We start from the raw sequence: 11963 nt of genomic DNA, 5'->3' as shown, positions 1-11963 counted from the left end.
CCAAGAACTATGAAAATTATACTTTCCATTTTCGCTTTATTAATATATAATACCCATCTGGCACAGAATTCCAGAGCGGATGCGAACGAGTATTTTCAAAATTTAGATTTTACCGAGGCCATAAACCTTTACCAGCAATTGGAATCGAAAAAGAAAAAATCCAAACCTCTATTTGTGGAACGCCTAGCGGAAAGTTATTTCAGTATTAATGATTATACCAATGCCAAAATTTGGTACGAAAAATTTTATGCCCTGAAGGAGAAAAAAGTGGATGAAGAAACCTTTATCCGATACATACAAAGCCTAAAAGCCTGTGAGGAATATTCGGTCGCCAACAGTCTAATAAAAGAATATTACAGCTATGACAAGCAAAAACTTGCCATTATCTTGGAGCAAGAAAAATATTTGGACAGCCTTATGGCAAAAACACCTAAATACAGTATAAGGAATTCCGAAATTAACTCGCCCCTTTCGGACTTCGCCCCCATGTACTACAAAGATGCCATTGTATTTTCCTCGAGTAGAGCTCCAGAGTTTTCAGAAGATGCCGAATACTCTTGGAACAACCAACCGTATCTTTCCATTTTTATGGCCGATAGAAACAAAACTACAGGGGAACTTAACCAGGTACAAAAATTTCATCAGAACATTCAATCTTCCTTTCACGAAGGTACGCTGACCTATTCTTCGGATTATAGAACCGTTTATTTCACCCAAAATTATTTAAAGGGCAACGACTTGCAGGTAAACCCAAAGGGGTTCTCCAATATGCAGATCTTACGGGGAGAGGTGGAAGGAGATTCCATTGTGAATGCAGTTTCCCTGAAATTCAATAATCCCAAATATTCTTTCGGGCATCCGTATTTAACTGAGGATGGAAAGCGACTATTCTTTGTTGCCAACATGTACGGAGGTTTTGGAGAAACTGATATTTATTATGTGGATATTGATGAAGATGGAGACTTGGGACCTGCAACCAACCTAGGGCCTACCATCAATACTCCGGGAAGGGAAATGTTTCCCTTTGTTGCCGGCCAATACTTGTATTTTGCTTCGGACAGCCATTTTGGCTTAGGCGGATTGGATATTTTTAAATCGAAAATTGAACCGATCAATGCCTATGGAATCCCAAAAAACTTGGGTATGCCCATCAATAGCAATATGGATGATTTTTCCTTTATCATAAATGATTCGGAAAACACCGGTTACTTTTCTTCAAATAGGGCCAATGGCAAAGGGGATGATGATATATATTCCTTCAGTAAATCGGCCGAAATGATGATGTATAAGGGCAATATATTGGATGATTTGTCCAAGGCTCCCATTCCAGGGGTTACTGTAAAAGTATACGATGGGAACAAACAACTGGTTACAGAAGCCAGCACCGATGGGCAAGGTAATTTTGAAGTGGAGTTATCCCCTAGCAACAATCACATTTTCGCCTTTTTAAAACTGGAATACAAACAAGAAATTAAGGCGGTGAACAATGCAGATTCTCCAAGCCTATATCAAGACCTTAATAGCGCTACCTTAATCCCATTTTCAAGTTTCGTGATTAACGAAGGTGGTGTAGAAAAAGTTAAGGTAAACCCTATATTTTTTAATCTAAATCGATTTAATATCACTTATAAAGCAGCAGCAGAACTGGATAAGATAGTGCGCTTTATGAATGACTTTCCATCGGTAAAAATTAAGATTGAGGCGCATACAGATTCTAGGGCATCGGACGAATTTAATTTGCAACTTTCAGATAACAGGGCGAAATCTACGCTGGATTATCTTGTTTATATGGGCATTGACGCCTCAAGAATTGAGAGTGCCATTGGCTATGGTGAGTCCCGCTTGATCAATAATTGCGCTAACGGTGTTCCATGCAGTAATGAGGATCATCTGGCCAATAGACGATGTGATTTTATAATTATACGGAAATAGAAGATATAAATTTTGAGTTGGTAGGTGTTGACTAAGGTCAAGATCATACCCAAACTCGTGTCCAACATGGGCGTTGGTCTAAAATTATGGGGCGTTTTAACTTTTATAATTATATTAAACCCGAAATTATATTAAATCAACCCGCTTATGGACATTTTGGGAACCCTATACAATGAAATTGTTGGATTTTTAGGTATTAGCCAGGCATTGGAATTACTACAAGCTGGCGATTATAGCGTTTTTTCCACTTATGATGGAGTAGTTTCTTTAATATACCCTATAATTCCCTTATTGTTAATACTGGAATTTATTCTTGGACTTGTATACAAAAAACCTAATACCAAAGTGTATAAGGTAAACTTCCTTATTTATATCTTCAATAGGTTTATTGGTAGATTTATTGCCATAGCCATGGTTACTTTTATAATTGGATGGCTACAGCCCCTTGCCCCATTTCAGACCAAAATGACCTGGTATTGGTTTCTATACGGCTACATTGTTTGGGAATTTGGACATTTTTTATACCACTATTGGGGCCATAAGGTCCGACTTTTTTGGTGTTTGCATTCTACCCACCACGCTCCGGAACAAATGAACCTATCCGTGACCCACGCCCATTTTTTTCTAGAGGCCCCTTATGCGGATGCCATTAGAACCACGGTCTGCATCTTATTGGGTGTAGAACCTGTATTGTTATTTTTAATCATGTTTATAGATGGTACCTATGGTGCCTTTATTCATGTGGGTGAAAATATGATGAAAGATGGCAGAATGGGATTTTTGAATAAAATTATTTTAACCCCATCGCATCATAGGGTACATCATGCCAGAAATCCGCTTTACATGGACACCAATTTCTGTAATTTGTTGAATATATGGGACAAGGTCTTTGGAACCTACCAGGATGAACAACATGATATTGAAATCGAATATGGTATTACCCGTAAAATGGATAGCGGTAACTTTTTGGATGTTTATTTTGGCGAATTTGTAGCCTTGTTCAAAGATGTCGCGAGAGCCCCCGGAATTAAAAATAAACTCCTTTACCTTATAATGCCTCCAGGTTGGAGCCATACTGGTGAACATCAGACTGCCAAGTTGGTAAGGGGACAATATTTAAATCAAAAACTGACTAAGGAGTAAATACCAGGGTGGCGATCACGATACAGTGATCACTGGCATAATTTTCACAAAACACCTCATAATCCAAGACCTGCCATTTTTCAGCCTGGTTGAACATAATATGATCAATACATATTGTAGGTCCGGTTGCTGGGAAAGTGCCTTCCCAAGCATTGCTATGTTTGGGCTTCATAAATTTTTCCGAAAGAATATCCATTGTTTTGCTATTGGGAACAGCGTTAAGATCGCCAACCAATAAAGTGGGATATTCGGTGTCACCAAGCCTTTCAACAATGGCATTGGCCTGCATAACTTTGTCGGTTTCATCCTTCAGGTGATCCAAATGCGTACCCACGAACTGAATGGTATTTCCGTTTTTGGTTTTGACACGGGTTACCAAAGCCGCCCTAGGTTCCGAATTCGGCAAATGGGGCAAAGCCAAGTTCTCACTCGCTATAAAAGAAAATTTTGATAGTACCGCCTCTCCATAATCCCCTCCATCATAATACATGGCCCGGGCAAATAGCGAAGCCATTTTTGTCCGAATACCCAATTCCGTGGGCAGATCGTAATTTTTTGCCCTTTTAGTTTTAAAATCGACCTCCTGCAAGGCCACCAAATCGGGTTGGTAATGATTAATGACTCCAGCGAGAGTATCCAAGTTAAAATCGTTCTCGGTGGTAGCCCCATGGAGAATGTTAAAACTCATCACTCTCAGGGTATCCGCCTGTGCAAAACTAGAGAAAGAAGTAGCTGTCAATAAAGTAAAAAGAATTAATTTTAAAGTCATTGATTTCATATACCCAATAATAAGTTGGGGCCGGATTTAAGCAACCCGACCCCCATTAAACTGTAAATTTAGATTCCGGCTACCGCCTTTATCTCACCAATAATTCGATCGGCCAAGCCATCCGCCTCGTTCTGACTTTTGGCTTCTGTATAAATTCGGATAATGGGCTCCGTATTGGATTTTCGCAGGTGCACCCAATTCTCGGGAAAATCGATCTTTACGCCATCTATGGTAGATATTTCCTCATTTTTATATTTCTCGGCCATAGCAACCAGAATAGCGTCCACATCCAAACCAGGCGTAAGTTCTATCTTCTTTTTACTCATAAAATAACTAGGGTAGCTGGCTCTCAACTCACTTACGGTACCTCCCCTTTCTGCCATCAACATTAAAAATAAGGCGGTTCCCACTAGGGAATCCCTACCATAATGACTTTCTGGGTAAATAATACCTCCATTGCCCTCGCCACCAATAATGGCCTTATTGGCCTTCATTTTGGTCACTACATTTACCTCACCCACGGCTGCGGCCTCATAGGTACCCCCATGTTTTTCAGAAATATCCCTTAAGGCTCTGGATGATGATAAATTGGAAACAGTATTTCCCTTGGTCTTACCCAACACGTAATCCGCACAGGCCACTAAAGTATATTCCTCCCCGAACATTTCTCCTTCATTGGTGATAAAAGCCAAGCGATCTACATCTGGATCTACTACAATTCCGAAGTCTGCCTTTTCCCTAACTACCAATTCGCAGATATCACCTAAATGCTCCTTTAGAGGTTCGGGGTTATGGGGAAAATGCCCTGTTGGGTCACAGTACAACTCAACAACTTCCACGCCCAATTCCTTTAAAAGTTTCGGAATCGCAATGCCTCCAGTGGAGTTGACACCGTCTACCACTACCTTAAACTTGGCTGCTCTAATGACATCTGCATCTACCAAGGATAGATCCAAAACCTCATCTATATGGATATCTATATAAGAATCATTTTTAGTTATGGTTCCCAGGTGGTCCACTTCAGAGAAATTGAAAGCTTCTTTTTCGGCAATTTCCAATATTATTGCTCCATGGGCAGCATCCAAGAACTCCCCTTTTTCATTTAAAAGTTTTAGGGCGTTCCATTGCTTTGGATTATGGCTGGCGGTTAGAATAATACCTCCATCGGCCTTTTCCAAAGGAACTGCTATTTCTACTGTGGGCGTGGTAGATAGGTTTAGATCAATTACATCTATCCCCAATCCTACAAGGGTGGATACCACCAAATTTTGAATCATTTCTCCAGAAATTCGCGCATCCCGGCCTATGACAACGGTCAACTTTTCCTTTTTAGAGTATTCTTTTAACCAAACACCGTAAGCGGCCGCAAATTTTACGGCATCAATAGGAGTGAGATTGTCTCCTGGCTTACCTCCAATAGTACCTCGTATTCCGGAAATAGATTTTATTAAAGTCATATTATATTATAAATTTTTACAAATATAAAAGGTTAGGTTTAAATCCTACGCTGCTAAGTTGTAAATTCGAACTTAATAAACTTCAACCGAGGTCAATGAATTTTTTAGCACATATTTACCTCTCCTTTGGGGACAATGAACTCACTATCGGAAATTTTATAGCAGACAGTATTCGAGGTAATAAATATCATTACCTTCCAGAAAGAGTTCAAACTGGAATACTTTTACACCGTGCCATAGACACATATACAGATTCCCACCCAACGGTAAGGCAGAGCACCAAACGATTACATGAGAATTACAGTCATTACAGTGGTGTAATCGTAGATATTTTTTATGATCATTTTCTGGCCAAAAATTGGAAAGATTATTCTGAGGTTCCCTTGAAACATTATGTGAATAATTTTTACCAATTATTGGATGAAAATTATGAAATACTCCCCTTAGGTGTTAAACGGATGATGCCTTATATGATATCGGATAATTGGATCTACAATTATTCCAAAATGGAAGGGATATCGAGGGTTTTGCATGGCATAAACAGAAGAACCAAAAATAAATCCAAAATGAATTTTGCCATTTTGGACCTAGAGGAACATTATTCGATATTTGAAGAAGAATTCAGTTTATTCTTCGATGATTTGATCACCTATGTCAAAAACATTGAAATTGAGAATTCCAACCCCTTCATTGTCAAGGGACAACCATGATTTTTTTCATCTAAACATGGTATTAAATTACAATAAATAATTACCTTTAATCACCTTTCCCAAATTTTGGGAATACTTCCCCAAATACTTATAAGTTCCCTTTAAATTGATTTCCCCTCACAGTTAGTCCTCTTAACATTGTGCAAACAATGGTGTGCGTTTTTATTTAAAACCTTACCTAAACATCAACAACTATGAAATTTAAACATTTGAACTACATTGGAGTGGGATTGTTCTTTCTCCTAATTCATTTGGGCTGTAGTCCAGAGTCAACAATCGAAGATACTCTGGAACCTGTCCATGGCAAAGCCCTCTTAAAATCCAACACTTTCTATGGTCCCCAAATATCCTTGGGGAAAGGCCATGTACGGTCATGGATAAGGATTGCAAAAGATGGCACTCCAGAAGAATTGGGAGTGGAAATGTCCAAAAATTTACTAAACCGTCTGCCTGAAGGTGATGATCCTGTACAATTGGTACTGCCATTGCACAAAAAGGCAATGGATGTGACCCCGTTCAATCATGTCCTCTTTGATTGGAATCCTCACGGTCATGAACCCGATGGCGTGTTTACAGTGCCTCATTTTGATGTACACTTTTATTTGACTTCAGTAGCCGCACGGGAGGCAATTCCGACATACCCCGAAGCAACGCCACAGTTTGACAATTATCCGTTACCAGGCTACCTACCTGTTGATTATATAACTCCGCCGGATGGTGGTACAGCAGTGCCAATGATGGGTACCCATTGGATCCCATTGAGCTTTGCTCCCCCATTTTCCAATATCCTACTTTACGGATCTTATGATGGGGAGGTAACCTTTATCGAACCTATGAATACAGTGGCATATATAGAAAGTGGGGTTCCTTTCAGCGAAGCTTATTCCCAGCCTACAAAATTTGCAAAAACTTCCTATTATCCAACGGTCTATAATGTTTATCAAAATTCAAAGGATCAAAAGCAAATTATCTCTTTAAGCGAATTCGTGCATCGAGAAGCCGAATAGACACTTTAAAAAGGGTTGTCATTGTACAACCCTTTTTATTGCATCTATTTCAATTACCTACACTCATTTTTTGATGAAATCGCACAAGAAAAGAAGGTTGGCTGCATACCCTTGAAAAGGCATGGAATAGCCTAATATAGAAAATGGTAAGGGTGATAAGAGGTTTCTAGAGAAATGTTTATATTTTGCACATTATTAAGATGTAAAAAATGAAGAACTATTTCCTATTTGCCATCACCCTACTACTCTTAGTCAACTGCAAAAAACAATCGGCCTTACCAACTGGACTTGTGACCGAAAAGGCCATGGTAGTTTCTGCCCGCGTAGAAGCTTCCAAAATTGGATCGGATATCATTCAAAAAGGGGGAAACGTCTTCGATGCCATGGTTGCCACGGAATTAGCGCTTGCAGTAGCCTATCCCTATGCTGGCAATATTGGCGGTGGGGGGTTTATGGTATATCGCATGGCCAATGGAGAAATAGGAGCCTTGGATTATCGTGAAAAAGCGCCTTTGGCCGCACATAAGGATATGTATCTGGATTCCTTAGGGAATGTAATCCCGGACAAAAGTACTTTGGGAGCAACGGCCGTAGGAGTTCCTGGTACGGCGGCAGGGGTTATCGCAGTCCACGAAAAATTTGGTTCCCTACCCTTGAAAGAAATACTGGCACCAGTGATTCAACTGGCAGAAAAAGGAGTTATTGTTACTAAAAAACAAGCCGAGCGATTGGAGAATTATCGTGACATTTTTATTAAAGTGAATAGCGACACCACTTTTTTCGCCACCGTGTTTAAAGAAGGGGATTCCATAAAATATCCCGCATTGGCCAAAACGCTTCAAAAAATTTCAGAACAGGGGAAAGATGGATTTTACAAAGGCGAAGTTGCGGAAAAATTAACGAATTTTATCCAGGCCAAGGGAGGATATGTCACTTTGGAAGACCTTGATAAATATGAGGCCAAATGGAGGTCTCCCATTAGCTTTAACTATAGGGACCTAAAAATTATATCCATGAGCCCTCCGAGCAGTGGCGGGTTTACTATCAATCAAATTTTTAAGATGATGGAACCCTATGAAGTATCGTCATTTGGACATAATTCTGTTAAAACCATTCAATTGTTTACCGAGGCGGCCCGTAGGGCCTATGCTGATAGAAATTATTTTCTCGGCGACCCCGATTTTGTGGAAATTCCTCTAAAGGAGCTCTTGTCCGATCAATATCTTAAAGAAAGAATGCAAAATTTCTCTTTTGATAAGGCTACCAAATCCTCGGAAGTATCCCATGGCCCCGTGCAGATTGTAGAGAGTGATCAAACCACCCACTACTCCATTGTAGATTCTTTTGGGAATGCCATTGCGGCCACAACAACCATTAATGGTGGCTTTGGCTCCAAACTCTTTTCAGATGAACTTGGTTTCTTTCTTAATAATGAAATGGATGATTTTAGTGCCAAACCAGGGGTTCCCAATATGTTCGGACTAGTGGGTGCAGAGGCCAATAGCATCGCTGCAGAAAAGAGAATGTTAAGCAGTATGACACCTACCATTGTAGAAAAGGATGGAAAACTATGGATGGTGGTCGGTTCACCTGGAGGTTCCACGATTATCACAGCTGTGGCACAGACCATTCTCAATTGCTACGAATTTAATATGAGTATGCAAGAAGCGGTTAACGCTCCCCGCTTCCACCATCAATGGCTACCCGATGCCATAATTTTTGAACCGGAAGGATTTGAGCAGAGCTTACTCACTGACTTAATAAGTAAGGGATACATCATCAATGAGGAAAACACCCCAGTTATAGGAAAGGTAGACGCCATTAAGGTCTTGCCGAATGGAAAGCTGGAAGGAGGCGCTGATAAACGAGGGGATGATACCGCTGTTGGATATTAATTAAAATGGACCAGGGTCACTTAAACTCAAAGATTGCAACCACGACATAGGCTATCCATCCAATAAAAAACAATAAGTGCTAAGAAAAATAGGTAAAATACTGCTTGGATCATTAGTGCTCTTGTTCATTTTTTGTGGCATTCTCTTCGCCATTTACAATGAAGCTCGGCCCAAAGGCATCAAGAGCGATAAGGCCGATTCTTTGGCCCTGAAAATGTTGGCTGCCCTTAATGATAAAGCCTATAGGGAAACCCGTTTCCTGGAATGGTCCTTTTCCAATGGAAAACACTATTACCTTTGGGATAAGGAGGCCAATATCGTAAAAATTTCTTGGAGCGATTATCAAGTTCACCTCGATTTAAACGAATCCACTAAAAGTACTGTCGAGAAAGATAAGACTAGTATTAGCGGTCCTGAAAAACAAAAACTACTTAAAAAGGCCATCTCTTTTTTCAACAATGATTCTTTTTGGTTGGTAGCTCCATTTAAAATTTTTGATCCCGGTACAGAAAGGAGTATTGTACTCCTAGAAGACGGTACCGAAGGACTGTTGGTGACCTATACTTCGGGCGGGAGCACTCCAGGGGATTCCTATTTGTGGAAATTACAGCCCAATGGTTTTCCTGTCAGCTTTAAGATGTGGGTGAGTATTATCCCTATTGGCGGCATTGAAGCCAGTTGGGACGAATGGCAAGTAACGGAAAGTGGTGCCTTTCTGCCCAGTAAACATAATATCGGCCCAATAACTTTGGATATGGGGGATGTAAGGGGGTATTAGTGATGTAGTTTTCAGTAAACAGTTTTCAGTAATCAGTAGGCAGTCTTCAGTGTTCAGTTGGCAGTTGGCAGTGAACAGTCTTCAGTAGTTCAAACAATTTAAAGTTTAATGTCTAAAAGTTGAAAGTCGTCATTTCGAGTGATTTTATGAAGCGCAGCGCAATAAAATTGTATCGAGAAGTAGACAAACAACACCAAAGCAGTTCTTGATACTAAATGCCTATCGGCATTTCACTCGAACTGACGACAGAATCTAGAACATAGAAATTCAAAAGTTTTCGACTCTGGTCGGTCTCTTTATTCTTTACTCTTTTTTCTATAGACTCTGCCTTTTGCCTCCCGATAACTATCGGGATGGCTATTCCGTCATTGCGAGCGCAGCGCGGCAATCTGTTTCTTATTTCATGAGATTGCTTCGTCACCAAAGCTCCCTGTCTGCCAATGACGAATTCTTCACCTCTTATTGATCCCTTTCCCCCAAACAAAAAAGTCACCAACAGACCTTTTCAAATCTTATTGATGACTTTTTACTTTTAAGGCTATTAGTACCCCCTATTTAAAATCGGGCCAATATTCCTTTACTTTTTTTCGCAGGAAGGCAACACTGCGTTCCAATTGGTCCATACCGTCCACGCCGTCTTCTATACTGATCCAGCCGTCGAAACCTACTCTTTTCAGTTCCTTAAAAATGGCATCATAATCGTTTAGGCCCTTGCCTATCTCACCATGGCTAAGCCTTTTGGCATACCCCATAGCACCGCCTTCTTCCTTTCTCAAATCTTCTATAGTACCTTCTTTAAGGTAGCGATCGCTTGCATGCATGGTCACTACACGATCGGACACACGGTATAGAAGTTCCAAGGGGTCCTCCCCAGCCAAAAACGTATTACTGGGATCGTAATTAACTCCAAAATTGGGATGGTGGATCCGATCTACCAATTGGCAAAAAATGTCCATTTGTTGTGCAAACTCCGGATATTCCCAAAAATCATCCTTATAGTGGTTTTCCAAAATTAAGGTAACCCCCAATTTTTCGGCATGGGGAAGACATTGTTTTATACAATCCGCCGCAAAGCTAATACCTTCCTCCATAGTTAATTCGGGGCGTCTCTGTCCAGACAACACCCTACAATAGGAACCGCCTAAAGCATGGGTCATTTCTATCCACCCTAATTGTTTTTTAATTTCTTTTTCCCGAAAAGCGGCATCAGGATGGGTAAAATCCGGAGAACAACAAAGCATGGGTATTACTTTTCCATGACGTTCTACCTGCTCTCTAAAAACGGGCCAGTTGGCCTTATCGCTCATTTCTAAAAATCCGGCATACCATTCCAATCCGTCTACCTCCAGCTCAACGGCCAGGTCGATCCATTCGGAAACCTTCATGGTTCCATCCTTACAAAGTTCATGCATAAATGCTTTGGGAAATACTGCTAATTGTGGCAAATCTTTATTCTTTTAATGTTATTAAATTATTTCTTTTTGTGGGAACCTTCCCAGTTCTTGGGGAGGTTTCGCCCTATAACGGGAAACTGTTCCAAGTCCATCACTTGGGAACTAACAGGTCCGCATTCATCGGAAAGCCAATATAGGCAGGCTGCTGCTATTTCTTCGGGAGTAAAAATCCTTTGGGCGGGTGCAAAAATATCTGGTATATCCTTATACCAATCCGCTTTCATCCCCTGTTCTTTCTTATTCAAAATTTCCTTTTCCGTGAGTACCCACCCTGGATTGATCTGATTTACACGCACCCCATTTTCACGAAACAGACTGTCGCCCAGATTTCTTGTCAAGGTCATCAATGCACCTTTGGACATACTATAGGCCAGCAAATCCGGTTCCCCGCCCCAGGCGTTGATTGACCCAATATTAAGGACACAACCACTAACCGAGGATAAATGAGGTAATGCTGCCTGAATGATCATTAAGGGAGCAATGGAATTAACGGCCAGCATTCTTTTAATAAAAGGTACTTCGGTACTCACAATATTGGAAGAAGCTATATATGCTGCATTATTGACGACAGCATTTAACTGCCCGAATTTAGATATGGCCTTTTTTACCAACAACTGTGGAGCACTTTCCTCCGTAATATCCATGGTAATGTGAGCTGCGTGATCAGCTCCCAATTCCTTCACTAGGGCCAAGCCATGTTCTTCTTCCAATCCGTTGACAACTACCTTGGCCCCTTCCTGTACGGAACGTTTGGCAATAGCCTTGCCTATGCCGGTATATCCACCTGTTATTAATACGACTTTATCTTTTAAACGCAT

General features: G+C 40.6%; 10 protein-coding genes. 6 read left to right on the top strand and 4 right to left on the bottom strand.

The window, feature by feature from the left end:
- Nucleotides 1-9 precede the first annotated feature (9 nt).
- Both CWD91_RS11425 and CWD91_RS11420 read left to right on the top strand, forming a co-directional pair.
- A complete protein-coding gene (locus tag CWD91_RS11425) occupies nt 10-1932 on the top strand; it encodes an OmpA family protein (RefSeq protein ID WP_157943770.1) in 1923 nt (640 codons plus the stop codon).
- A 147-nt stretch (nt 1933-2079) separates the two neighbouring features.
- On the top strand, nt 2080-3075 hold the full coding sequence (locus tag CWD91_RS11420) for a sterol desaturase family protein (protein ID WP_103441089.1): 996 nt from the start codon (nt 2080-2082) through the stop codon (nt 3073-3075).
- On the opposite strand, the gene CWD91_RS11415 is transcribed toward CWD91_RS11420, so the two are convergent.
- The gene (locus CWD91_RS11415; RefSeq protein ID WP_239985750.1) at nt 3065-3853 is read right to left on the bottom strand and encodes an endonuclease/exonuclease/phosphatase family protein; all 789 of its coding nucleotides are present in this window, start codon (nt 3851-3853) and stop codon (nt 3065-3067) included. The two genes, CWD91_RS11420 and CWD91_RS11415, sit on opposite strands and share 11 nt — an antisense overlap.
- Nucleotides 3854-3912: 59 nt before the next feature.
- The gene (gene glmM, locus CWD91_RS11410; protein ID WP_103441087.1) at nt 3913-5301 is read right to left on the bottom strand and encodes a phosphoglucosamine mutase; all 1389 of its coding nucleotides are present in this window, start codon (nt 5299-5301) and stop codon (nt 3913-3915) included.
- Nucleotides 5302-5396: 95 nt separating this feature from the next.
- Here glmM and CWD91_RS11405 point away from each other — a divergent pair, with 95 nt between their 5' ends.
- The 4 genes from CWD91_RS11405 to CWD91_RS11390 all read left to right on the top strand — a co-directional run bounded on the left by CWD91_RS11405 (nt 5397) and on the right by CWD91_RS11390 (nt 9691).
- Nucleotides 5397-6011 carry an acyl carrier protein phosphodiesterase gene (locus tag CWD91_RS11405; RefSeq protein WP_103441086.1) on the top strand — a complete coding sequence of 205 codons (615 nt, stop codon included), beginning with the start codon at nt 5397-5399 and terminating at the stop codon, nt 6009-6011.
- Nucleotides 6012-6205: 194 nt separating this feature from the next.
- Entirely contained in the window at nt 6206-7018 is an 813-nt protein-coding gene (locus tag CWD91_RS11400) for a DUF5602 domain-containing protein (RefSeq protein WP_103441085.1), read from the top strand.
- A 209-nt stretch (nt 7019-7227) separates the two neighbouring features.
- Nucleotides 7228-8913, top strand: a complete 1686-nt coding sequence (gene ggt, locus CWD91_RS11395) for a gamma-glutamyltransferase (RefSeq protein WP_103441084.1) — start codon at nt 7228-7230, stop codon at nt 8911-8913.
- 76 nt (nt 8914-8989) lie between these two features.
- Nucleotides 8990-9691, top strand: a complete 702-nt coding sequence (locus CWD91_RS11390; protein WP_103441083.1) for a hypothetical protein — start codon at nt 8990-8992, stop codon at nt 9689-9691.
- A gap of 551 nt (nt 9692-10242) precedes the next feature.
- Here CWD91_RS11390 and CWD91_RS11380 read toward each other — a convergent pair.
- Both CWD91_RS11380 and CWD91_RS11375 read right to left on the bottom strand, forming a co-directional pair.
- A complete protein-coding gene (locus CWD91_RS11380; RefSeq protein WP_103441081.1) occupies nt 10243-11136 on the bottom strand; it encodes a sugar phosphate isomerase/epimerase family protein in 894 nt (297 codons plus the stop codon).
- 26 nt (nt 11137-11162) lie between these two features.
- On the bottom strand, nt 11163-11963 hold the full coding sequence (locus CWD91_RS11375; protein WP_103441080.1) for an SDR family NAD(P)-dependent oxidoreductase: 801 nt from the start codon (nt 11961-11963) through the stop codon (nt 11163-11165).

It is taken from the genome of Arenibacter hampyeongensis (assembly GCF_002909255.1).
GTDB lineage: Bacteria > Bacteroidota > Bacteroidia > Flavobacteriales > Flavobacteriaceae > Arenibacter > Arenibacter hampyeongensis.
This window is presented reverse-complemented; position numbering and strand designations above follow the sequence as displayed.